The organism is Stenotrophomonas sp. 62841_Sma (assembly GCF_056482945.1).
Window position 1 is genome coordinate 4,665,485 of record NZ_CM151224.1, and the last position, 21,973, is coordinate 4,687,457.

Sequence of the window (21,973 nt, forward strand, 5' to 3'; positions counted from 1 at the left end):
CACAGATTGCGGTAGTGCCGGCCGCTGGCCGGCAGCCTCGGGATCCCGGAGGTTTCATGAGGTTGCCGGCCAGCGGCCGGCACTACCCATTTCCAGGGATCAGCCGTTGTCGCGCAGGAACCGCGCCATCGACGAGACGCCCGGCACGCGCGGCTCGAACTCGCCGGCCACATCAATGAAGCCACGCATCACCGCGATTTCGCGCGGGCTGCGGTTGAGGCTGTCGCGCACTTCCGGATCGGCACCGGCGCGCAGCAGGCGCTGCACCAGCAGTGGCAGGCCGTGCAGGGCGGCCAGATGCAGCGGGCCGAAACCGCGCGGATCACGCACGTCCAGGCTCACGTCCTCGTCCAGCAGGCGCTCTACCGCCGCCATCACCACCTGCTCGTCGCAGGCGGTACCCGGCTCGGCACGCGCACCCAGCAGCAGCAGCAGCGGCGTGACCGAACCGGCGGCGGCCTGGTCCGGTTCGGCGCCGGCCAGCAGCAGGGTGTCGAGCAGGGCCAGCAGGCGCGAGCGGTCGCGGGCACTGAAACCGTACAGCGCGGCACAGTGCAGCGGGCCCAGCTGCTGCGCGTCACCGGCATGCACGTCGGCACCGGCGGTGAGCAGGCGCGCGACGATGTCCGGCAGGCCCAGCGCCGAGGCCAGCATCAGCACGGTCACGCCGCCCGGCAGGCGGTGTTCCAGCTTGGCGCCGGCGTCGAGCAGGGCCGAAACGATGTCCACCTGGCGCATGCTGACCGCCGCCGACAGCGGCGTCGCGCCACTGGCAGCGGCGTGCTGCGGATCGGCGCCACGCGCCAGCAGCAGGTCGGTCACCGCCAGGTGACCACCACCGGCCGCACGCAGCAACGCGGTGCAGCCCTGTGCATCAACCGCGTCGACAGCAAATCCCAGATCGATCAGGCGGCGCACCGCATCCACGTCACCGGCCATCGCAGCGGCCGGCAGATCGGCCTCGCGCAGGGTGCGGCGCGGCAACGGCCACACCCGCCAGTCGAGCCAGTCGGCCAGGTCACGGCGACCGATCGACAGCGCCACGCCCAGCGGTGTCTGCCCATCGGCAGCGCGTGCTTCCGGCGAGGCGCCGTGCTGCACCAGCAGCTTCAGCGCGCCTTCGCGGGCCAATGCGGTGGCCAGATGCAATGCGGTCATGCCGTGGCTGTCGCGCGCTTCGCGGTCGACCCCGGCCTTGAGCAGGGCCTGCTGCAGGCGCAGCCAGCCCAGGCGCACCGCCAGCGACAACGGCGGGTCACCCGCCGGCGAAGCCGCGAACGGATCGGCGCCACGTTCCAGCAGTTCCAGCGCCAGCTGTTCCAGGCCACGGGCGGCCTGGTCGTGCTGCGCGCAGGCGGCAAGGAAGCGCGCCAGGCCACCGCGGCCGGCCGGTGACAGGCCACGCTGCAGCATCACCTGCAGCGCAGGCACTGCATCGATGCCGCGCGACAGCAGCGCGAACATCGGCGTGTCGGAGCAGGCGTCACGCACGTAGGGATCGGCGCCGTGGCCCAGCAGCCAATCGACCGCACGCGGCTCCAGTGCCAGTTCCGGATCGAGCAGCAGGCCACCCAGTTCTTCCGGCTGGCACAGCTTGGCCAGCGCGGCCATGCCATCGGTGTTGCCGAAGCCCAGCGCTTCGCGCAGCAGGGTCAGCGGCGGGCGGTCCGGCAGCAGGCCACTGGCGCTGGCGGCTTCGCCGCGCTCGGCCAGGCCATCACTGACGGCGGCCGGCAACGGATAGGACGGGTCCAGCAGGGCCACAATCGCCCAGCGACCGGCTTCGGCGGCGTAGTCCACCGCACGGCGGCCAACCGGATCGGTGGCGTCGGCGGCGATGCCCAGCTCGACCAGGCGCTTGATCAGCAATGGCGAGACATCCTCGGCCATCGCCGCCAGCTGCACCGCATTGCGGCCTTCGCCGTCCACCGCAACCAGATCCGGCTTGTGCGGCAGCAGATGCTCGACCACGGCAGCGCGGCCGGCACGGGCCGCTTCCAGCCACGGCGTACGGCCCAGCGCATCGCGCGCTTCCAGATTGGCACCGGCACCCAGCAGCACGCCGATGATCTCGACGTGGCCAGCCAGTGCGGCCTCATGCAGCGCGCTGCGGCGCTGGCGATCACGCGCGTCAGCCCGCGCCTTGTGCTTGAGCAGCAGCTGCACGCCGGCCGGATCGTCGTCTTCGGTGGCGGCGGCGGCCAGCAGCACCGGCGTACCCTCGGCCGGTTCGCTGCGCGCACCGCGTTCGAGCAGGAAGCGGGCCAGGCGCCAGTTGCCGACCTGGCAGGCCACGGCCAGCGGCGACCAGCCCTCGTTGTTCAGCGCGTCGACTTCGGCGGCGGCATCGCGCAGCAGCGCGGCCACGCCCGGGTCGGAACTGCGCGCGGCATGGTGCAGCGGGGTGTTGCCATCGCTGTCGATGGCACGCGAATCGGCACCGTTGGCGAGCAGGGTCATCACCGCTTCGGGACGGCCGTGCCAGCTGTCGCGGGTGGCGGCCAGCAGCGGGGTCATGCCCCGGTGCGGCGCATTCACATCGACGCCGCGGGCGATCAGTTCGCGCAGCAGGCGCAGGTCCGGCAGCACCGCCGCCAGCACTGCCAGGCTGCGCTGGTCGCGCCAGTTCGGGTCCGGCAGCGCATACGGATCGGCACCGGCCTGCAGCAGCTGCAGGCCCCGGTCGATGCGGCCATGGCGGGCGGCTTCATACAGGGCCGGAGTCAGTTCCTGCGGCGCCATCGCCTCCAGCGGCGTGGTTTCGACTGCGGCGGCGAACATCGGTTCGTGCTCGTTGCTGGCGGTGGCCAACGGGCTCGCACGCAGTGACACCAACGGCGCCGGTGCCACCCGTTGCAACAACAGGTGCAGCAGCGGCGACAGCACCAGCACTGCCAGTGTGGCGGGCCAGCGCGCGCTTTCCGGCAGCAGGTCCGGCCAGGCCGGCAGTACCACCAGTGCCGCCAGGGCAATCACCAGCGCGGCCACACCGAGGCCACGCCAGGCGGTCAGGTCGCGCCCGGCCAGTGCCTGCCAATGCTGGGCCAGGCTGCCATCAAGCCGTTCAACGTCGTTCCACAACGGCCAGGTGCGCCAGGCCGCCAGCAGGCCGGCACTGACCAGCACGCTCAGGCCCAGCACCGCGGCCAGGCTGCCGCTGTCACGCAGCGCCGCCAGCGGCCAGGCCAGCAGCAACGCAAGCAACAGCGGCGCTGCCGTCCACAACGCCAGCAGCGCCGGCAGGTCCTGGCGCGCGACGATCTTCAGCGGCAGCAGCGCTCGGCTGCGACGCCACCACGACACACCCAGCGCGAACGCCGGCTGCGCCAGTGCCGCAAGGATGGCGCCTGGAACGCCGCCCACGGCGGCGCCCAGCGCCAGCACGGCGCCCACGGCGAAGGCGATCGACAGGGCGCGCGGACGGGACGTGTCAGTCATAGTGGCGCGGCATCAGGCTGGCCACCGATGGCGGCACCTGCAGGTAGAACCCGCGCTCGCTCATTTCGCTGCGGACCTTTTCCGGATCGGCCTGGGCCAGGCGGCGCTGGGCATCCAGGGCCACGTCCAGGACGAAGGCGAGCGTCCCCAGCGAGGTGAGCAGCGGCGCAGGCAGCGCGCTGAAATCATCGCGACGGGGAACGTAGACGTAGGTGTCCGGCTTGAGTTGGCTTTTATAGACGTAGGCGTGCATGTCCGCGGGACGATAACCCGGGAAGAGCCATGATTGTGTCGGAAAGCCGACACCGGGGAAAGCCGTCAGCCGACGATGGCGGCGTGATCGGCGGCGTTTCCCCGGCGGGATTCAGCAATGTGGCGGCGGCGTTCAGCCAACGCCGCCGCCGCACGGGCGCTTACTTGACCTTGGCGTAGGTGCCCTTCAGCGCGACACCGGCGAGGATCGCACCGGCATAGCATTCGTAGTTGGTGCTGCTCTTGAACTCGTTCTTCTTGTAGTAGCTGACGATGTCGACCACGGCGTTGGCGCCGCGCGACTTGGCACCGTCCTGCAGCGCGCGCAGCGCCGACAGCGCGACCCAGCGGCAGGCCTCGGCATCGCTCTTGTTGGCGGCGTTGGTCTTCTTGTTGGTCACGTCTTCGCCCAGGCGCTGCTGCACGCTGACCGGCTGGCCGGCCAGGTAGAAGCGGACGCTGCCGTCGATGCCGGCGTCCTTGGCAGCCTGCGAACTGACCAGTTCCTGCAGGGACTGCTCCACGCGGGTATCGCGGGCAGAAGCGGTGGAGGCCAGGGCCAGCAGTGCGGTGGCCGTGGCGATCATCAGGATGCGGCGCATCGGAACATCTCCTTGTCGAGGGTGCGGGTAGGTTGCGGGAACAGCGGCGGTGGGGCGGTGGATCACTCGCGCCAGCGGCGGAACACCAGCGAGGTGTTGATGCCACCGAAGGCGAAGTTGTTGCTCATCACGTACTCGGCCTGCAATTCGCGACCTTGGCCGGTGATGAAGTCGAGCTGGCCGCAGCGTGGATCGACCTCGGCCAGGTTCAGGGTGGGCGCGAACCAGCCGGCGCGCATCATCTCGATGCTCATCCAGGCCTCGAACGCACCGCAGGCACCCAGCATGTGGCCGACGTAGCTCTTCAGCGAGCTGATCGGCATGCGGCTGCCGAACACCTGCGCCGTCGCCTGGGTCTCGGCGATGTCACCGTGGTCGGTGGCGGTGCCGTGGGCGTTGACGTAGTCGATCTGCGCCGCGTCCAGCCCGGCATCCTCCAGCGCCAGGCGCATGGCCTGGGCCATGGTGTCGGCACTGGGCTGGGTGACGTGCTGGCCATCGCTGTTGGTGCCGTAGCCGACCACCTCGGCAAGGATGGTGGCACCGCGCGCCTGCGCGTGCTCCAGATCTTCCAGGATCAGCGTGCAGGCACCCTCGCCCAGCACCAGGCCATCACGGCCGGCATCGAACGGGCGCGGCGTGGTCTGCGGCGCGTCGTTGCGCACGCTGGTGGCAAACAGGGTGTCGAACACTGCCGCGGCAGTGGCATCGAGCTGCTCGGCACCGCCAGCCACCATCACCGTCTGCTTGCCGCTGCGGATCGCTTCGTAGGCCGCGCCCACGCCCTGGCTGCCCGAGGTGCAGGCACTGGAGGTGGTGTAGACGCGCCCGGACAAACCAAAGAACACACCGATGTTGACCGGCGCGGTGTGGCTCATCATCTTCAGGTAGGTGGTGGCACTGATGCCGTCGGTGGTGAACTCGTTGAGCATGCGGCCGAATTCACCGGTGGCCTCGTGGCTGCCCGAGGACGAACCATAGGCCACGCCGGTACGGCCACTGCGCAGCACCGGGTGCTCGTGCAGGCCAGCCTCGCGCAGTGCCACCTCGGTGGCGCGCACCGACATGATCGCGACCTTGCCCATCGAGCGGGTGGTCTTGCGGTTGTAGTTCGGCGGCAGCTCGAAGTCCTGCGCCGGCGCGGCCAGCTTGGTGTTCAGGCCGGCATAGACATCCCATTCGGGCATCGTGCGCACGGCATTGCGGCAGCTGCGCAGGTGCGCTTCGATGGTGGGCCAGTCGTGGCCGAGCGGACTGATGGCGGCGGCACCGGTGACCACCACGCGACGATCGGCAGCCATCAGAGCATGCCTCCGTTCACCGAGATCACCTGGCGGGTGATGTAGCCGGCCGGCTCGGACAGCAGGAACGCCACCGTGGCCGCCACTTCGTCGGGACGACCGACGCGGCCGGCGGGAATCAGCTTGAGCGCGTGTTCGATCACTTCATCGTTGAGCATTTCGGTCTCGATCAGGCCCGGGGCCACGCAGTTGACGGTGATCTGGCGGCTGGCCAGTTCCAGCGCCAGCGCCTTGGTGGCACCGATGATGCCGGCCTTGGCGGCACTGTAATTGACCTGGCCGCGGTTGCCGGCCAGCCCGGACACCGACGACAGGGTGACGATGCGGCCCGGCTTGCGCCGCCGCACCATCGGCATGATCAGCGGATGCAGCACGTTGTAGAAGCCATCCAGGTTGGTGTGGATGACCTGGTCCCAATCCTCCGCCGACAGCGCCGGGAAGGCGCCATCACGGGCGATGCCGGCATTGCAGACCACGCCGTAGTACGCGCCGTGCGCTTCGACATCAGCCTCCAGCGCGGCGCGTGCGGCCTCGCGGTCGGCTACGTCGAACGCCAGCACGCGGGCCTGCTGGCCCAAGGCCTGGATCTCGGCCATCACGGCCTGTGCCTCTTCCAGGCGACTGCGGCAATGCACCACCACGTCGAAGCCATCGCGCGCGATGCGCAGCGCGATGGCCCGGCCGATGCCCCGGCTGGCGCCGGTCACCAGCACGCTTCGATTCCCTGTCATGCCTGTCCACTCTCCAGATAGGCCATCGCGTCGGCCGGTTCGAACACCGACACGTTGGCTGTCGCCCATTCGTCCTCGCCCGCCAGGATGCGGCAGGCGAACATCCCCAATCCATTGTCACCCAACAGCTCGCAGCGCGCCTGTACGCGCAGCCGCGAACCGCTGGGGAAGCTGCTGCGCGCACTGCTGTAGCGGCGGCTGCCGAGCAGGAAGCCCAGCTGCGGCGGCTTGCCGGCCGCACGCGCGCGGCAGCCGGCCCAGGCCGCGATGGCCTGCGCCATGTATTCGATGCCGACCCACGCCGGCACTTCGCCGTTCTCCACGAACAGGCCGGATTCGGGCACCACCAGTTCAGCCTCGAGGGTGTCCTGGTCCCACTGCGTGATGCGCTCCAGCAGGCACATGTCCTGGCGGTGCGGCACCACGTCCTCGATCGCGTACAGCGTGTTCATCGACGCTCCAGTGCCAGCACGGCATTGCTGCCGCCGAAGGCGAACGAATTGCTCAGCACCCGCCGCGGCGCCTGCGCCAGGCAGGAGCCCGGCGCGACCAGCGGCAGCACCGGCAGTGCGGGGTCGGGCACGCCGTCCCACCAGTGCGGTGGCAGCTGCTGCTGCGGGTTCTCGGCCAGCAGGATCCAGCACAGCGCCGCCTCGATCGCGCCCGAGGCACCCAGCGTATGGCCGGTCAGCGGCTTGGTCGAACTGGCCGGCACGCCATTGCCCAGCACCTGCGAGACCGCCAGGCTTTCCATCGCATCGTTGTGCCCGGTGGCGGTGCCATGCAGGTTCACGTAATCCACTTCGTCGGCGCCCCAGCCGGCGCGCAGCAGCGCCTGCTGCAGGGCGTCGATGGCCCCCATCCCCTGCGGATCGGGGGCGGACATGTGATGGGCATCGGCCGATTCGCCCCACCCGGCCAGGCACACCGGACCCGGCTCGCGGGTAAGCAGGAACAGCGCGGCGCCCTCGCCGATGTTGATGCCGGAGCGGTGCTGCGAGAACGGATTGCAGCGCAGGGCCGACACCGATTCCAGCGCGCTGAAGCCGGCCACGGTGAAGCGGCACAGCGAGTCCGCACCGCCTGCGATCACGGCGTCGACGATGCCGGCGCGCAGCATGCGCGCGGCCGACATCAGCGCCTTGGCGCTGGACGAGCAGGCGGTGGACAGGGTCCATGCCGGCCCCTGTGCACCACTGCGCTGGCGCACGAACTGCGCGGCGGTGCCCATTTCCTGCTGGGCGTAATCGAAGCCCTGCGGCCACTGGCCCTGTTCGGCGTGGGTGCGCAGGGCCTGCTCGGACTCACCGATGCCCGAGGTGCTGGTGCCCAGCACCACCGCCACACGCTCGGCACCATGGCGGGCGATCGCGGCGGCCACCGTTGGTGCGATCTGCGCCAGTGCCACGTCCAGCAGGGCATTGTTGCGCCCGCGCAGGGCCACCGGCAGGTCCTCCAGCGCCGGCAGCGGCGTGCGCACCTCTCCCAGCGCCAGGGTGCGCCCCGGCAGCAGGCTGTCGTTGTCGCTGAGCCCGCCCGGCACATCGGCGACCATCGCCGACGCGACCGCGGCGCGGCCATCGCCGAGCGCGCAGACTACGCCCAGGTCGTTCAGGTAGATCGGTGCACTCATCGGTCCTGCCCGGCCATGTCGATCGATTCGATGCGCAGCGCATAGCCTTCGGCGCGGTTGTGCAGCTGCACGCTGCCATCGTCCAGGCGCTGCAGCTGCAGCCACACCGTGCCGTCGCGCGACAGGCTGCGCTGCCGGCCGTCATCGCTGACCTGCCAACCTGCCGGCAACGCGGCGGCAATGGCCTCGGTCGGCCACAGCGCGAACTGCAGGTCATCCAGCACACGCTCGGCACGTACCTGCGGCGGCAGCCACGGCGCGCGCTGCTGGGTCAGCTGCTGGCCGTCCCACTGCAGGCGCACGCCGGTCTGGCCCATCGCCTGCACCGCCAGCTGCACCTGCTGCGCATCGGCTTCCAGCAGAGCATCCAGGTCGCGCTCATGCGTACCGAAACGGAAATGCAGCTGCTGCTGCAATGCCAGCGGCGCCGGCAGGCTGGCCGGCGACAGGCGCAGCGGCGGCAGTTCCACCAATGGCTTGGGCATGCGGCCGGCACAGGCGGCCAGCAGCAGGCACAGCAGCACGGCCGCGGTACGGGCGATCAGGCGCTGCACAGCTGCTCCAGCACGCGCATGCGGCGGCCGCTTTCGTCGGCCACATACGGGTTGTTGGTGTCCCAGGCGTAGCCGGCCAGGATGGAACTGATCATGTCGCGTACTTCGGGCTGCTGCTGCGGGTGGTAGATGATCTTCTGGAAGCCGCCCTCGTACCAGCTTTCAACGAAGCGGCGGAAGGTCTTCACGCCGGCACGCAGCGGGATCGAGAATTCAGCTTCCCAGTCGACGGTTTCACCGGCATAGCGGCGCGCCAGGCACTCGCTGGCCAGCTGCGCGGACTTGAAGGCGATGGTGACGCCGGAGGAGAACACCGGGTCGAGGAACTCGCCGGCATTGCCCAGCAGGGCGTAGCCCGGGCCCCACAGCGAACTGACATTGGCCGAGTAACCGGTGATCCGCCGCACCGGCAGCACCGCCCATTCGGCGTTGGCCAGCAGCCGGGTCAGGTTGGGGTCCTCGCCGACGATGGCCTGCAGCTTCTGCAGGTCGTCGCCTTCGTAGCGCTCGAAGAACGACGGCTCGGCGACCACGCCCAGCGAGCAGCAGCCGTTGGAGAACGGGATCGTCCAGTACCAGACGTCGATGTGCTCGGGATGGGTGGTGATCAGGATCTTGTTGCGATCGAAGTCCGCTTCGGCCGGAATGTTGTCGCGCACGTGGCAGAAGATCGCCCCGCGCACCGGGAAGTTGGACGGCGATTCCAGCTGCAGCAGGCGCGGCAGCAGGCGCGCGAAGCCGGAGGCGTCGAGGATGAAATCGGCCTCGATGCGGTACTCGCTGTCATCCGGACGACGCACGGTGACCGCCGGCTGCTCGCCCGGCTCGACCGCAAGCACTTCATCGCCGAAGCGCAGCGTAGCGCCCATGCGCTCGGCACCGCGCGCCAGCACGTTGTCGAAGTCGGCGCGCTGCACCTGGTAGGTGGCACCCCAACCCGGCGAGAACTTCTTCCTGAAGTCGAACGCGGTACGCGCCTCGCCATGCACGAAAGCGGCGCCGTTCTTGTGCTGGAACCCGGCCTCGACCACGTCCTGCAGCAGGCCTGCCGCTTCGATGTACTCCATGCTCTGCGGCAGCAGGCTTTCACCGATCGAGAAGCGCGGGAACTGCTGACGCTCCAGCATCAGCACCTGGCGACCCTGCTGGCGCAGCATCGCGGCGGCCACCGAGCCGGCCGGGCCCGCACCAATGATCAGGATTTCAGTACGTTCGACAGCATCCACAGCAGTATTCATCGGTGCGTCCTTGTTGCTCGATCAAGTGGAAAGAAGGAAGTCGGGAAACAGGCTCAGGCCGACGGCAGGTCGTGCGGCGGCGGCCTGAACAGCGGCGAGATCAGCCAGACCAGGCCGATGCCGAACAGCAGGGTCAGGCCGAACGCGCGCAGCGCCGGGGTCTGCGACAGGCCCAGCAGGCCGAACGACAACCAGGTGCTGGCCGCGCCCACGCACACCGCCAGCCAGGCACTGGCATCGCCGCGGTGCTCGATCAGGAAGATGCCGTAGTCGATGCCCATGCCCAGCAGCAGCATCAAAGCCAGCACGTTGAACAGCTGCAGCGGCTGGCCGAACAGGCCCAGCAGGCCCAGGGTCAGCGCACCGGCAATCAGGGTCGGCGCAAACACGCGCCAGGCCTGGCGGCGGTAGCGCAGCCACAGCGCGCCGAACACCAGCACGATGCCGACCAGCAGCAGCCCGCCCATCAGCTTGCGGTAGTGGCCCAGCAGCATGGAGAAGTCGGCGGTGCGATCCACCCAGCGCACGCCCGGCAGGCCTTCGGCCGCGCCCTGCAGGGTGGCCAGCGCATCGGCGCGCGACAGGTCATCGACCATCACCACGCTGATCATCTGCCCACCGACCTCACCCACCCACAGATGACGGAACGGCTGCGACGCCGGCGAGGCCAGGAAGGCTTCGGCGCTGAGCGGCGCTGCCGCGAACTGCGGTCGCTGCAGCGGCTCGCCCACGGCCTCGGACACGGCTGACAGCACGCCGGGTTCCACCTTCGCGGTCAGCGCGGCATCGGCCTGCTGCCGCGACGGCGACGGCAGCCAATCGCTGATCGCGCGATAGCCACCAATGCGCTTGTCGTTGGCCAATACACGCAGGCGTTCGGTCAGCGCTTCTTCGCGCTGCAGCAGCTGCGCGGCATCGGCACCCTGCACCAGGTAGAACTGCGCCGGGCTGGGCATGCCCAGCAACTGGCTCAGGCGGATCTGCTGCGCCATCAATGCCGGCGGCGACGACTGCAGGCTGCGCAGGTCGTCGTTGCTCTGCAGGCGCGCGATGCCGATGGCAGACAGTGCCAGCGTGATCACCACGAACATCGTCACCGCGCGGCGGCCATGCAGGCGCGGGAAACGCTCCAGCGTGTTGCCCAGCCACTGCGAGAAGCGGGTCTGGCGGATCTCGCCACCATCCAGCCACGGGAACCAGAAGATCACCGTGAGGAAGGCGGCAGCCAGGCCGACCACCGAGAACAGCGCCATCTGGCGCAGGCCCGGGAACGGGGCCAGGCCCAAAGCCAGGTAGGCCAGCGCACTGGTCAGCAGGGCCAGCCACAGGCCAGGCAGCAGATGCCGCAGCAGTTTCCAGCGACGATCGGCCGGCTCGGCCTGGCGCGAGGCGAACCAGTGAATGCCGTAGTCCTCGGCCACGCCCACCAGCGATGCACCGAACACCAGGGTCAGCACGTGCACCTTGCCGAACACCAGCACGGTCACCGCCAGCGCCACGCCACAACCGATCAGCAGTGAGGCGGCGACCAGCAGGATCGGCCGCAGCGAGCGGAATGCCAGCCACACCAGCAGCAGCACCGCCGCCAGCGACCCCCAACCGATGGTGTTGATCTCCTGGTTGGCCTGCACCGCGGCGGCCTCGGCATGCAGCGGCACGCCGGCGTGCAGGATTTCCAGCTCCGGCGCCGCTGCTTTTGCGGCCTGCCCGGCACGTTCCAGCAGGCCATCGAGATGGCGCTCGCCATCCAGCTGGAACGCCGAGCCGGGCGTATCGAACTGCAGCACGGCCCAGTGCCTGCCCTCGGCTTCAAGCAGGCCGTCATCGCCCAACCGCAGCCCCGACCCCTGCGCCTGCTGCTGCCACCATTGCGGCCACAGCGACAACGGGTCTTGCCGCCAGTCGGTCAGGCGCGGCGCGCCCATCGGGCCGTACAGCGCGGCCAACGCCTGTTCGGCCAGCGCGCCCGGCTCGCTGCCCTGCAGCTGCTCGCGCTGGGCCGGGGTCAGCAGGCGGTCACGGTACGGCGCGTAGAACGCGCGCGCCTCATCGAACCAGCCTTCGATCGAGCCGCTGGGTACCAGCAGGGCGTGATCGGCGTCCTTGGCCATGGCCGCGGCAAAAGCCGTCTGCGCACGCTTGGCGCCGGCGCCGTCCTTGCTGCCCAGCAGCACCACCACCTGCCGCGAACTGCCATCGGCAATGCGCCGGGTGACATCGCTCAACAGGCGGTCTTGTGCATCCTGCGGCAGCAGGGCGAGGATGTCGGTGTCGATCCGCGATTGCTGGCTCCATAGGCGCCACTGCTGCGCGCCCATCACCAGCAGCACCAGCAGCCAGGCGATGCCCAGCCAGTGCCACCAGCGCCGCAACCGGTCCGGTGCGTTCGATGCCGCGGCCTCACTCAAAGCGGCGGGCCTCGTCGGCATTGAGCGTGGCCGGCGTCTCGCTCAACGCGCTGAACTGGATCTGCGTGCGGTCCTTGTTGGCCTCGACGATCTCGACCTGGCGCACGTAGCGGTCGCCCTGCAGGGTCAGCGATTCGAAAGCCTTGGCCAGCATCGCCGACTTCGGCGTCAGGCGCAGCCGCCAGCCCTGTCCTTCACGGCTGGCCGCCACGTTGAACTGGCTGGACAGCGCCTGCACGTCGCCACTCATCAGCGCGAACATGATCGCGTTCACCGAACGCATCGCCGGCTGCTGCCGCGCATCGAGCTCGACACGGGTGCTGCCATCGCGCTGGCGGCTGAGGATGCGGTCGGCGGTGACCACCACTTCGGAGGGGAACGGCTTGAGCGTGCTCCAGATCACGCCGTGCTGGCGCGCGACCACGAACCGGCCCTGCGAACGCAGCGGGTTCTTGAAGCCGCTGACCTGCTTTTCCTGGCTGAACTGGCCACGCAGCACATCCGGCCGCGCCACCGCCTGGGTGATCGCATCGATGGCGGGGTCGGCCGCCTGCACCAGCGGTGCGGCCAGCAGCAGCAGCGCGCACAGCAGCGCACGGGCGAAACGGTTCGCTCGGTTCATGGCGCAGGCACTCCCAGGCGTTCCCACAGCACCGGCGGGCACTGGTACAGCATTTCCTTGCTGGCAGCGTCCACCGCAACCTGGATGGTCATCGCGCGGGTCAGCACCTGGCCGCTCTGCGCATCGAGAATCTCGTACTCGATCTTCAGCCGGTTCTCCCATTCCACGATGCGCGCGATCACGCGCAGGGCCTGGTTGAACAGCAGCGGGCGCACATATTTCACCCGGGCATCGACCACCGGCCACAGGTAGCCCGATTCGAGCATCTGCGGGTAGTCGTAGTCGTAGCGCCCGAGCAGCGCGCAGCGCGCGATCTCGAAGTACTTGAAGTAGTTGCCATGCCAGACCACGTTCATCGGATCGCAGTCATGGAAGGCCGGGGTCAGCGAAATCTCGCCGACCCGTTCGATTGCTTCATTCACCGGCATACAGCTCCCAACGTTGCGCGCGGATCTCCACCAGCAGTTCCCGCAGTTCGCGATCCAGCGCGCGGTCTTCTTCAACCAGGGCGATGCGCTGCCCCAGGTCGGCGTACATGTCGGCCAGACTGCCATGCAGCTGCGCGTTCAGGCCAACCCGTTCGCGCAGCGCCAGGCCCTGGCGGGCAGCGACCAGCATCGCGGCCACTACCTGTTCAGTCAGCTCGATCACGCGCAGGCAATCGCGCGCGGCAATGGTGCCCATGCTGACCTTGTCCTGGTTGTGGCATTCGGTGGAGCGCGAGAACACGCTGGCCGGCATGGTCTGCTTCAGCGCTTCGGCGGTCCATGCCGAAACGCTGATCTGCAGCGCCTTCAGGCCATGGTTGATGGCCGCGCGCGGGCCGGTGGCCGCCGACAGGTTGGCCGGCAGGCCATGGTTGTAGCGGGCATCAACCACCAGCGCCAGCTGCCGGTCGAGCAGATCGGCAAGGTTGGCCACGGTGTTCTTCAGGGTGTCCATCGCCAGCGCGATGTGGCCGCCGTAGAAATGACCGCCGTGCAGGATGCGCTCGCCGTCAGCATCGATCAGCGGGTTGTCGTTGGCGCTGTTCAGTTCGGTTTCGATCAGCTGGCGCAGGAACGGCAGGCTGTCTTCCAGCACGCCGATCACATGCGGCGCGCAGCGCAGCGAGTAGCGGTCCTGCAGGCGCTGTTCATTGCGCGGCGGACGCTCGCTGTGCAGGTCGCTGCGCAGGCGCGCGGCGATGCGGCCCTGGCCCGGGTGCGGCTTGGCGGCGAACAGGGTTTCGTCGAAGTGATGCGCGTTGCCGTCGCTGGCCAGCACGTTGAACGCAGTCAGCCGCGTGGCCATGCGCGCCAGGTAATCGGCGCGCTGCCAGGCCAGGCAGGCCAGGCCGGTCATCACCGCGGTACCGTTCATGATCGCCAGGCCTTCCTTCGGCCGCAGCTTCAACGGGGTCATGCCGATCTTCGCCAGCACATCCGCCGCCGGCTGCACGCGGCCGTCGTGCAGCACCTCGCGCTCGCCGCACAGCACCGCGGCCACGTACGACAGCGGGGTCAGGTCACCGCTGGCACCCACCGAGCCCTCGGCCGGAATCATCGGCAGCACGTCGTGCTGCAGCAGTGTGGCCAGGCCTTCCAGCAGCGGCACACTGACACCGGACATGCCACGCACCAGCGAGGCCAGGCGCGCAGCCAGCACCGCGCGGGTCTCGACCGGGTCCAGGTAACGGCCCAGGCCACAGCCGTGGTAGGTGTACAGGTGGTGCGGCAGCTCAGCCACCAGCGCCGGCGGGATGTTCACCGTGCACGAGTCGCCGTAGCCGGTGGTCACGCCATAGATCACCCCGTCCTCGCGCAGCAGGCGGTCGAGGAAATCGGCACCGCGCTGGATGTGCTTGCGGAACGCCGGCGCGTCGCTCAGGGCGGCGTCGCACTGGCGCTGGGCCAGGGCAACCACGTCTTCAATGGTCAACGGTGCATCGCCAAAGCGGCACACGGGTACGGCGTCAGTCGTCATGCGGAGCCTGATCCCAGAAGGGGAAGAAGTTGAACCAGTCCAACGGGGACTGGATGACCTGGAGTTCCAGCCAGCGCGCGAAGCGCTGTGCCTGTTCGGCCAGTGCGGCATCGCGCGAGCCACGCGGCAGCACGATGCGTTCGGCGAACTGTTCAAACGCCACGCGATAACCCTCGCCCTGGTGCAGGCAGGCCATCGTGTAGACCGGGCAACCCAGCGCGGCGGCGAGCACATAGGCGCCGATCGGGAACGGGGCGCGGTGGCCAAGGAAATCGGCGGTGACGCTGCGTCCGCCCTGCACCGGCGTGCGGTCGCCGACGATGGCAACGAAGCCACCCGCCGCCACGCGCTCGGCCAGCATCACTGCCGTGGCCGGGCCCATTTCGGTTACCTGCACCAGCTCCACCGCCGCCAGCGGGTCCAGCCGCTGCAGCAGGCGGTTGAAGCGCTGCGCATGCGCGGTGTGCACCAGCACGGTGATGCGGAACCCCGGTACCTGTTCGGCCAGTACCTGGCACAGCTCCAGGCAGCCGATGTGCGCGGTGAGGATCAGCCCGCCTTCGCGGCGCGCGATCTTCTCCAGCACCAGGTCGCGATGCAGGTGGATGCGTTCGGCCGGATAGCGCCCGCCCAGGCCGAGGATCTTGTCCAGCATCGTATCGGCGAAGGCGAAGAAATGGCGCAGGCTGTCACGCCGGGTCGGCGTGCGGCCGAGCACGCCGCTGTATGCCTGCAGCCGCTGCAGGTACTGCATCGAGGCCTGGCGGCCGACGCGGTTGCCCAGCCAGTGGCAGGCCACCACCGGCCACACGCACAGGCGGAACGGCCAGCGCCCGAACCAGCGGTGCACCCAGCACAGGAACAGCACGCCGGCCACCGAGGTGGATTCGCCGATGTCGGCCCAGTGCGGGGCCCCCTGCGCGGCCGCCATCTCAGCGCTGCCCCCGCAGGCGGCGCCACAGCAGGCGCGGTGCGCGCCAGAGCATGCCGAAGAACAAGCGGGTGTGCATGCGGCTGATGCGCACGTTGTCGCGCCACACATCGAAGTGCGAGACGCCATCGGATGGATAGGTCACGCGCGTGGCCAGGTGCTCGACCGGCAGGTGCCGCCAGTACAGGCGCACCATCACTTCGGTATCGAAATCCATGCGCCGGCCGATGGTCTCTTCGCCGACCAGGCGCAGCACTGGCGGCAGCGGATACACGCGGAAGCCGCACATGGTGTCGCGCAGATGCAGCGACAGCGTGTTGATCCAGACCCAGATGTGGGTGGCGTAGCGGCCGTACAGGCGCGCCTTGGGAACGCTGGCGTCGTAGGCCGGAATGCCACAGATCACCGCCTCGGGATGGGCGCGCGCCGCTTCGATGAAGCGTGGCAGATCGCGGGTATCGTGCTGGCCGTCGGCATCGATCTGCAGCACGTGGCTGTAGCCTCGCGCGCCGGCTTCGGCGAAACCGGCCAGCATCGCCCCGCCCTTGCCCTGGTTGACGTCCAGGCGCAGCAGGTCGACGCCCTGGCGCTGTGCCAGCGAACGCAATGCTGCCGCGCACGCCTCATGCGAGCCATCGTCGATCAGCAGGCATGGCAGGCCGGCGGCCTGCACGCCGTCGACCACCGCCGCGATGGCGTGCTCGTGGTCGTAGACGGGAATCACCACCAGTGGCGCGAACGCGGCACCGGCACCGGCCGGATCAGTCCGCATCGGCGAAGACCACTTTGCCGCTGGCATGCACACCGTGGCTGGAGGTGTAACGGAAGGCCATCACGTTGCGTGCGGCATCCCAGTCCAGCTGCAGGGTCAGCTCATCGCCCGGGCGGGCCACGTGCTGGAACTTCACCGCATCCATGCGCAGGAACACTGCCGGCATGGCGAACACCTGGCGGCCAAACCGCACCGCCCAGTCCAGCTGCGCCACGCCGGGCAGGATCGCCGCCTGCGGGAACTGGCCCTGGAACGGCCGCAGCGCCGGGTCCAGGGTCATCCGCAGCGTGGCGCTGGCCGCATCGCGGTGATCCCAGACCGGCACCGGCATCAGCGGCTGGAACAGCGCTGCCAGTGCCGCCTGGGTGACTTTGCCCTGTGCGTTGATCGGCAGCGCCGGCACCAGCCGCCAGCGGCGCGGTCGGGTGACCGCGTCATGAGCCTGTGCCAGGCGTGTGCCAAGGCGCTGGCCCAGCGCGCGGCGCGCGGCCTCACCGCCCTCCAGCAGCGTCGGGTCGGCCGGTACCACCACCGCGGCCAGCTGCTCGCGCTGCCCGGGCAGCACCAGCACGCGCACGTCATCCACTTCGGCGTCGTCGCGCAACGCACGTTCCAGTGCATCCAGCGAAACGCGGCGCTCTTCAATCTTGACGATGCGGTCGGCGCGGCCCAGCAGGCGGAAGCGGCCATCGGCCAACGCTTCAACACGGTCCTGGGTACGCCACCAATCCGGGGTTTCCAGATGTGCGGAGGCCACCGCCAGGCAGCCCTCCTCGATGCGCCACTGCACGCCGGGCAGCGGCTGCCACGGCGGCAGGTCGGTGTCCCAGCGGCGCCAGGCGATGCCGCCGGTCTCGCTGCTGCCATAGACCTCGGTCGGTGCCACGCCGAGCCACTGCCGCACCTGGCGTGCGGCTTCTTCCGGCAGCGGGCCACCGGAGGAGAATACCGCGCGCAGGCGGCCATGCAGGCTGGCCCAGTCGAGCTGCTCGGGCAGGCGCTTGAGGTGGGCCGGGGTCGCGACCAGCACCGTATCGGTACCGGCCAGCGCACCCACCAGATCTTCGTGGAAGAACCGGCGTGGATGGATCAGGCGGCCGGCAGCCAGCGGCCACAGCACGCGGAACAGCAGGCCATAGATGTGCTGGTGCGACACCGTGCCATGCACCTGCACGCCTTCCAGCTGCGTGCCGAACGCAGCCTGCAGTGCGTCCACCTCGCGCGTCAGCTGGTCCATGCGCTTGTTGATCGCACTGGGCTGTCCGGTGCTGCCGGAGGTGAACACGCACAGCTCGCAGGCGCGCTCGTCCAGCGCCTGAAGACCCTCGTCCGGTGCGGCGTCCAGCGCCGCCAGCGCACGATAATCGGCGGACACGTCGCCTGCGAAACCACTCACCTGCGGCTGCAGCGCCTGCAGCGTGGCCGGCAGATTGTCGGCAGCCAGGAACACCCGCTTGCCGGCATGCCAGGCACCGAACAACGCAGCGGCAAAGGCCACCGCATCATCGAAATACAGGGCCCAGTCACGGCCTTCGGCCGCCGCAAACGCGGCGCGCCAGGCCAGTACGCGCTGGCGGAAGCGGGCGTGGTCGATCACCTCGCCATCGCAGACGCCAACGCTTCGATGCGGCCGCGCCTCCAGCAGCAGCCGGTCCAGGGCAATCCACTCAGCCATGCGCGTGCGCCGCCTTCACCCGCCGCCGCACCAGCCACTCACCTGCAAACAACACGCCCATCATCACGTACGCCAACAATCCGTTGTAGAGCATCCAGACCCGGTCCGACGCGTACAGCGCGGTCAGCAGGGCCAGGCTGCCGTTGAGAACGAAGAAGCCGCACCACACCTGGGTGACGCGGCGGGTATAGGCCACCGCGAACGGGGGCAGGTCCGGTTCCTGCAGCCGTGCCAGGCGTTCCACCAGCGGCGGGCCGAAACGCAGGCTGGTGCCGAATACCGCCAGCATCACTGCGTTGACCAGCGCCGGGTACAGCTTCAGCGGCAGGGCCTGGTTGAGCACAGTGGCCAGCACCGCCAGCAGGCCGGTGCCGGCGGACGCGGCCCACCACAGCGGCTGGCGCGTACTCAGCGCGCGCAGCAGGGCCAGGGTGAACAGCAGCAGCGACAACCAGCGTGGCTCGAAGCGGCCCATCGCCAGGTACACCAGCACCGGGTAGGCCAGCGAGATCGCAGCCACCACGACCGTGCGTGCGCGTGCCATGGTGGAGCCGCCGGCGCTGCGGTCAGGCGGCTGCCTGGTCCGGCAGCAGCCTGTGCACCACATCGACGATGTCCTGCACGGTACGCACGGCCTTGAACGCTTCCGGCTGCAGGTTGCGTCCGAGCAACGGCTTCAGCTGAACGATCAGATCGACCGCGTCGATGCTGTCGATGTCCAGGTCGTCGTACAGGCGGGCCTCGGGGGTGATCCGGGCGGTTTCGATCTCGAAGCTGTCGGTCAGGATGCTGACGATGCGTTCGAACAGTTCATTCTTGGTCATGGCAGGTCCTGGCACCGTTACGACTGGCGGGCGGCGACGAACTCGCCGAGCGCGCGCACGCTGGAGAAATGGCGACGGGTTTCTTCCGAATCGGCCGAGAGGCTCACACCGTACTTCTTCTGCAGCGCCAGGCCCAGCTCCAGCGCGTCGATCGAATCCAGGCCGAGGCCCTCGACGAACAGTGGGGCGGTCGGATCGATGTCCTCCGGCGTGATGTCCTCCAGCGAAAGGGAGGAAATGATCAATTCCTTGATCTCGTGCTCAAGTGCTTGCACGGTTCGGATCTCCAGACAGGTCGAAATAACGAGAAAGGTGCTCGGTGACGCGACGGGCTGCCAAGGCATCCCCCCTTGGCGAGTCGTCTTCGGCCAGAAATGGCGCGATCGGGATATCTTCGCCGATCTGCAGCCGAACGTGAAAGCGACGTGAGGGGACACGATACCACTTCTGCCCCTTGGTCAGCGTTGGCGGGCTGCAGGTGATCCGCACCGGGGTGACGTCCAGGCGGCCCCGTACGGCGATGTTGGCGGCCCCACGCTGCAGCCGCGGCGGCTGCCCGGGCACGCTGCGGGTGCCCTCCGGGAAGATCACCAGGGTGCCGCCGGCATGTACCGCCGCTACGCAGTCATCGACCAGGCCGGCGCCATCGTCATTGGAGATGTAGCCGGCGGCCCGTACCGGACCGCGCATGAACGGGTTGCAGGCCACGGCCCGCTTGACCACGCAGTCGGCGTTGGGCAGCAGCGAGATCAGGCAGACCACGTCGATCAGGGTCGGGTGATTGGCCAGTACCAGCAGGCCGTCGCGCTGCAGGCGTTCGCCGCCCTCGATCTCGTAGGTCATCACCCCCAGCCCGCGCATCAGCCGCAGATGGCTGGCGAAGGCGGCCTGGACCACGCGGCGGGCCCGGCGGCGGCGGACCACCGGGTCGCGCATCAGCAACAGCACCGGCATCACCAGCACGCCCAGCAGCAGGCCGCCCAGGCCAAATGCGACAAAGCTCAGGCCGGTGCCAAACACCCGCCAGGCATGGTCGAGGCGGCGCAGCAGCTCAGCCACGGCGGCTCCAGCGCCAGCGCTGGCCGTGGGCCACGTGTTCCAGCGCCGGCGCGCCGGACAACAGGAACCGGTGCAGGTCCAGCGCATGCGGCAGCAGGCCGGGCGCAGTGCTGGCCTGGGCGTCGGCCGGCTGCCACTGCAGCGACAGCGTCGGTCGGCCCTCTGCCGGGGCGGTCAGGCGCCAGCACCAGGCAAAGAACGGGTCGGGTTCGTCGGCGAACGTCGCGTAAATTTCCGGAAGTGGCGACTCATAGACCACCACCCGCACCTCGCGGGCACCGTCGGCCAGCAGGCCGACGGCCTCCAGGCAAGCCGTCTCCACCGTGGCCTGGCCCGCCGCCAGCGCCAGGTAGTTGCCGCGGTGGCCGCGAGCGATCGAGTAGAGCGCCGCGATCGCGTTGTGCACGGACAGACCGAATCCGGTCGGCGACAACGGCTGGTCGCCGACCAGCGCGCCCAGCAGGTCCATCGAACGGGCCACGTCGCCGTGGCGGCTGGCGAACACCAGCGGCACGTCACTGTCGGCGCCCTGCCCGTCCTCGCACCAGCACGCGGCCTGGATCGCCATCCGGCCCAGCCGCTCGATGCGGCGGCGCTGCATCGCCGGCACTTCGGCCAGCGCCGGCGTGTCCGCGCCATGCGGCGGGTACGGCGCATCGGCCCAGCCCAGCCACTGGCTACGCTCACTCAGGCCGGGCGCCCAGGCGGCCCAGTCGACGATGGAGAATTCGATCATTTAGCGATGGTGCTTCAACGGGAGAACGATAGGCACGAGCCATTACGGCGACGCGCGGCGGCCCCCCCGTTCCTGCAGCCGTGCGTCCGTCCAGGACGTCGCCGGCTGCCCCCCTGGCCGCCGGAAAGGAGCGCACGCTAGCACGTCCCGCGCAGGGTGTGCAGGTTTCACATTCCCCAACACGGGGCCCGGCACCGGCAGGCCCCGTGTTCAATCGATCAGTGGTAACCGGTGTCGGCGTGCACCTTGCCGCGGAATACCCGGTAGGACCACGCCGTATAGCCGAGGATGACCGGCAGCAATATGACCAGCCCGACCAGCGTGAAGCCCAGCGACGACGCCGGCGCGGCGGCCTGCCACAGGGTCATCGACGGTGGCAGCAGATAAGGCCACATGCCCAGCACCAGGCCGAGGAAGCCGAGCACGAACAGGGCCAGGCTGAGCAGGAACGGCGGCAGGTCACGGCGCGGGTGGGTGGCACTGCGCCACAGCGCGGCGGCTACCGTCAGGGTCAGCAGCGGCACCGGCGACAGCCACCAGAAGTTGCCGTCGCTGAACCAGCGATCCATCAACCGCGAATCGAGGAACGGCAGCCAGCTGCTCACAAGGCCCATCGCCGCGATCACCGCCACCACCAGTGGCCGGGTCATCTGCCGCGCCAGCGCCTGCACGCGCCCTTCGGTCTTCAGGATCAGCCAGGTGCTGCCCAGCAGCGCATAGCCGGCCACCAGTGCGGCACCGGTCAGCATCGCGAACGGGCTGAACCAGGCGAACGGCCCGCCCTGATAGACACCGTCCACCAGCGGGATGCCCTGCACCAGGGTGCCGAGGATCACGCCCTGGGCAAACGTGGCCAGCAGCGAACCGAGGCCGAACGCCACGCTCCACAACCGGCGCGATCGATGCGCCTTGAAGCGGAACTCGAAGGCCACGCCGCGGAATACCAGCGCCACCACCAGCAGCAGCACCGGCAGGTACAGCGCCGACAGCAGCACCGCATACGCCTTCGGGAAGGCCGCCAGCAGGCCGGCGCCACCGAGCACCAGCCAGGTCTCGTTGCCGTCCCAGATCGGCGCGGCGGTGTTCATCATCAGGTCCAGCTGTTCCTCGTCCTCGGCGAACGGGGCAAGGATGCCGATGCCGAGCACGAAGCCGTCCAGCACCACGTACATCAGCACGCCGAAGCCGATCACCGCGAACCACGCCACCGGCAGCCAGGTCATCAGGTCCAT

At 69.3% G+C, this 21,973-nt stretch carries 22 protein-coding genes; all 22 read right to left on the reverse strand.

What is annotated here, in order from left to right:
- Positions 1-99: 99 nt before the first annotated feature.
- The 22 genes from ACZK5G_RS21700 to cydB all read right to left on the reverse strand — a co-directional run bounded on the left by ACZK5G_RS21700 (position 100) and on the right by cydB (position 21,973).
- Positions 100-3,438: an ankyrin repeat domain-containing protein gene (locus tag ACZK5G_RS21700; protein WP_478464786.1), complete on the reverse strand. Its 3,339-nt coding sequence runs from the start codon at positions 3,436-3,438 to the stop codon at positions 100-102.
- Complete coding sequence (locus ACZK5G_RS21705; protein ID WP_010482302.1) at positions 3,431-3,691, reverse strand: YcgL domain-containing protein; 261 nt, start codon at positions 3,689-3,691, stop codon at positions 3,431-3,433. The genes ACZK5G_RS21700 and ACZK5G_RS21705 overlap by 8 nt, the downstream gene beginning before the upstream one ends.
- Positions 3,692-3,851: 160 nt before the next feature.
- On the reverse strand, positions 3,852-4,292 hold the full coding sequence (locus ACZK5G_RS21710; protein ID WP_478464788.1) for an excinuclease ATPase subunit: 441 nt from the start codon (positions 4,290-4,292) through the stop codon (positions 3,852-3,854).
- Positions 4,293-4,354: 62 nt separating this feature from the next.
- On the reverse strand, positions 4,355-5,593 hold the full coding sequence (locus tag ACZK5G_RS21715) for a beta-ketoacyl-ACP synthase (protein WP_032129167.1): 1,239 nt from the start codon (positions 5,591-5,593) through the stop codon (positions 4,355-4,357).
- Positions 5,593-6,324, reverse strand: coding sequence for a 3-ketoacyl-ACP reductase FabG2 (locus ACZK5G_RS21720; RefSeq protein ID WP_049398676.1), 732 nt, complete (start codon positions 6,322-6,324; stop codon positions 5,593-5,595). The genes ACZK5G_RS21715 and ACZK5G_RS21720 overlap by 1 nt, the downstream gene beginning before the upstream one ends.
- The gene (locus tag ACZK5G_RS21725) at positions 6,321-6,776 is read right to left on the reverse strand and encodes a hotdog family protein (RefSeq protein WP_032129169.1); all 456 of its coding nucleotides are present in this window, start codon (positions 6,774-6,776) and stop codon (positions 6,321-6,323) included. The genes ACZK5G_RS21720 and ACZK5G_RS21725 overlap by 4 nt, the downstream gene beginning before the upstream one ends.
- Positions 6,773-7,957 (reverse strand): beta-ketoacyl-[acyl-carrier-protein] synthase family protein, encoded by a 1,185-nt coding sequence (locus tag ACZK5G_RS21730; protein WP_478464790.1) that lies wholly within the window; start codon positions 7,955-7,957, stop codon positions 6,773-6,775. Before ACZK5G_RS21730 ends, ACZK5G_RS21725 begins: the two co-directional genes overlap by 4 nt.
- Complete coding sequence (locus ACZK5G_RS21735) at positions 7,954-8,511, reverse strand: DUF3261 domain-containing protein (RefSeq protein ID WP_478464791.1); 558 nt, start codon at positions 8,509-8,511, stop codon at positions 7,954-7,956. Before ACZK5G_RS21735 ends, ACZK5G_RS21730 begins: the two co-directional genes overlap by 4 nt.
- Positions 8,499-9,749 carry an NAD(P)/FAD-dependent oxidoreductase gene (locus tag ACZK5G_RS21740; protein ID WP_478464793.1) on the reverse strand — a complete coding sequence of 417 codons (1,251 nt, stop codon included), beginning with the start codon at positions 9,747-9,749 and terminating at the stop codon, positions 8,499-8,501. The genes ACZK5G_RS21735 and ACZK5G_RS21740 overlap by 13 nt, the downstream gene beginning before the upstream one ends.
- 53 nt (positions 9,750-9,802) lie before the next feature.
- Positions 9,803-12,178 carry an MMPL family transporter gene (locus ACZK5G_RS21745; RefSeq protein WP_478464795.1) on the reverse strand — a complete coding sequence of 792 codons (2,376 nt, stop codon included), beginning with the start codon at positions 12,176-12,178 and terminating at the stop codon, positions 9,803-9,805.
- Positions 12,150-12,779 (reverse strand): outer membrane lipoprotein carrier protein LolA, encoded by a 630-nt coding sequence (locus tag ACZK5G_RS21750; RefSeq protein WP_032129174.1) that lies wholly within the window; start codon positions 12,777-12,779, stop codon positions 12,150-12,152. Before ACZK5G_RS21750 ends, ACZK5G_RS21745 begins: the two co-directional genes overlap by 29 nt.
- Positions 12,776-13,207, reverse strand: coding sequence for an acyl-CoA thioesterase (locus ACZK5G_RS21755; RefSeq protein WP_478464796.1), 432 nt, complete (start codon positions 13,205-13,207; stop codon positions 12,776-12,778). Before ACZK5G_RS21755 ends, ACZK5G_RS21750 begins: the two co-directional genes overlap by 4 nt.
- Positions 13,194-14,744: an HAL/PAL/TAL family ammonia-lyase gene (locus ACZK5G_RS21760; protein ID WP_478464798.1), complete on the reverse strand. Its 1,551-nt coding sequence runs from the start codon at positions 14,742-14,744 to the stop codon at positions 13,194-13,196. The genes ACZK5G_RS21755 and ACZK5G_RS21760 overlap by 14 nt, the downstream gene beginning before the upstream one ends.
- Positions 14,734-15,675 (reverse strand): LpxL/LpxP family acyltransferase, encoded by a 942-nt coding sequence (locus tag ACZK5G_RS21765; protein ID WP_014038933.1) that lies wholly within the window; start codon positions 15,673-15,675, stop codon positions 14,734-14,736. The genes ACZK5G_RS21760 and ACZK5G_RS21765 overlap by 11 nt, the downstream gene beginning before the upstream one ends.
- 1 nt (position 15,676) lies before the next feature.
- Positions 15,677-16,447, reverse strand: a complete 771-nt coding sequence (locus tag ACZK5G_RS21770) for a glycosyltransferase family 2 protein (protein WP_478464800.1) — start codon at positions 16,445-16,447, stop codon at positions 15,677-15,679.
- Positions 16,437-18,122, reverse strand: coding sequence for an ApeI family dehydratase (locus ACZK5G_RS21775; protein WP_478464802.1), 1,686 nt, complete (start codon positions 18,120-18,122; stop codon positions 16,437-16,439). Before ACZK5G_RS21775 ends, ACZK5G_RS21770 begins: the two co-directional genes overlap by 11 nt.
- On the reverse strand, positions 18,115-18,666 hold the full coding sequence (locus ACZK5G_RS21780) for a COG4648 family protein (RefSeq protein ID WP_478464804.1): 552 nt from the start codon (positions 18,664-18,666) through the stop codon (positions 18,115-18,117). Before ACZK5G_RS21780 ends, ACZK5G_RS21775 begins: the two co-directional genes overlap by 8 nt.
- 22 nt (positions 18,667-18,688) lie before the next feature.
- Positions 18,689-18,946 (reverse strand): acyl carrier protein, encoded by a 258-nt coding sequence (locus tag ACZK5G_RS21785; RefSeq protein WP_006402206.1) that lies wholly within the window; start codon positions 18,944-18,946, stop codon positions 18,689-18,691.
- 17 nt (positions 18,947-18,963) lie between these two features.
- Positions 18,964-19,221, reverse strand: a complete 258-nt coding sequence (locus ACZK5G_RS21790; RefSeq protein WP_005411610.1) for a phosphopantetheine-binding protein — start codon at positions 19,219-19,221, stop codon at positions 18,964-18,966.
- Positions 19,208-20,005: a lysophospholipid acyltransferase family protein gene (locus ACZK5G_RS21795; RefSeq protein WP_006402207.1), complete on the reverse strand. Its 798-nt coding sequence runs from the start codon at positions 20,003-20,005 to the stop codon at positions 19,208-19,210. The genes ACZK5G_RS21790 and ACZK5G_RS21795 overlap by 14 nt, the downstream gene beginning before the upstream one ends.
- Positions 19,998-20,741, reverse strand: coding sequence for a beta-ketoacyl synthase chain length factor (locus tag ACZK5G_RS21800; RefSeq protein WP_164080044.1), 744 nt, complete (start codon positions 20,739-20,741; stop codon positions 19,998-20,000). The genes ACZK5G_RS21795 and ACZK5G_RS21800 overlap by 8 nt, the downstream gene beginning before the upstream one ends.
- Positions 20,742-20,959: 218 nt before the next feature.
- Entirely contained in the window at positions 20,960-21,973 is a 1,014-nt protein-coding gene (cydB, locus tag ACZK5G_RS21805; RefSeq protein ID WP_478464805.1) for a cytochrome d ubiquinol oxidase subunit II, read from the reverse strand.

Bases quoted from the DNA above. Each gene is read 5' to 3' on its own strand.
- ACZK5G_RS21700 (WP_478464786.1), bottom strand. From the start codon at position 3,438: ATGACTGACACGTCCCGTCCGCGCGCCCTGTCGATCGCCTTCGCCGTG.
- ACZK5G_RS21705 (WP_010482302.1), bottom strand. From the start codon at position 3,691: ATGCACGCCTACGTCTATAAAAGCCAACTCAAGCCGGACACCTACGTC.
- ACZK5G_RS21710 (WP_478464788.1), bottom strand. From the start codon at position 4,292: ATGCGCCGCATCCTGATGATCGCCACGGCCACCGCACTGCTGGCCCTG.
- ACZK5G_RS21715 (WP_032129167.1), bottom strand. From the start codon at position 5,593: ATGGCTGCCGATCGTCGCGTGGTGGTCACCGGTGCCGCCGCCATCAGT.
- ACZK5G_RS21720 (WP_049398676.1), bottom strand. From the start codon at position 6,324: ATGACAGGGAATCGAAGCGTGCTGGTGACCGGCGCCAGCCGGGGCATC.
- ACZK5G_RS21725 (WP_032129169.1), bottom strand. From the start codon at position 6,776: ATGAACACGCTGTACGCGATCGAGGACGTGGTGCCGCACCGCCAGGAC.
- ACZK5G_RS21730 (WP_478464790.1), bottom strand. From the start codon at position 7,957: ATGAGTGCACCGATCTACCTGAACGACCTGGGCGTAGTCTGCGCGCTC.
- ACZK5G_RS21740 (WP_478464793.1), bottom strand. From the start codon at position 9,749: ATGAATACTGCTGTGGATGCTGTCGAACGTACTGAAATCCTGATCATT.
- ACZK5G_RS21745 (WP_478464795.1), bottom strand. From the start codon at position 12,178: ATGCCGACGAGGCCCGCCGCTTTGAGTGAGGCCGCGGCATCGAACGCA.
- ACZK5G_RS21750 (WP_032129174.1), bottom strand. From the start codon at position 12,779: ATGAACCGAGCGAACCGTTTCGCCCGTGCGCTGCTGTGCGCGCTGCTG.
- ACZK5G_RS21755 (WP_478464796.1), bottom strand. From the start codon at position 13,207: ATGCCGGTGAATGAAGCAATCGAACGGGTCGGCGAGATTTCGCTGACC.
- ACZK5G_RS21760 (WP_478464798.1), bottom strand. From the start codon at position 14,744: ATGACGACTGACGCCGTACCCGTGTGCCGCTTTGGCGATGCACCGTTG.
- ACZK5G_RS21765 (WP_014038933.1), bottom strand. From the start codon at position 15,675: ATGGCGGCCGCGCAGGGGGCCCCGCACTGGGCCGACATCGGCGAATCC.
- ACZK5G_RS21770 (WP_478464800.1), bottom strand. From the start codon at position 16,447: ATGCGGACTGATCCGGCCGGTGCCGGTGCCGCGTTCGCGCCACTGGTG.
- ACZK5G_RS21775 (WP_478464802.1), bottom strand. From the start codon at position 18,122: ATGGCTGAGTGGATTGCCCTGGACCGGCTGCTGCTGGAGGCGCGGCCG.
- ACZK5G_RS21780 (WP_478464804.1), bottom strand. From the start codon at position 18,666: ATGGCACGCGCACGCACGGTCGTGGTGGCTGCGATCTCGCTGGCCTAC.
- ACZK5G_RS21785 (WP_006402206.1), bottom strand. From the start codon at position 18,946: ATGACCAAGAATGAACTGTTCGAACGCATCGTCAGCATCCTGACCGAC.
- ACZK5G_RS21800 (WP_164080044.1), bottom strand. From the start codon at position 20,741: ATGATCGAATTCTCCATCGTCGACTGGGCCGCCTGGGCGCCCGGCCTG.
- cydB (WP_478464805.1), bottom strand. From the start codon at position 21,973: ATGGACCTGATGACCTGGCTGCCGGTGGCGTGGTTCGCGGTGATCGGC.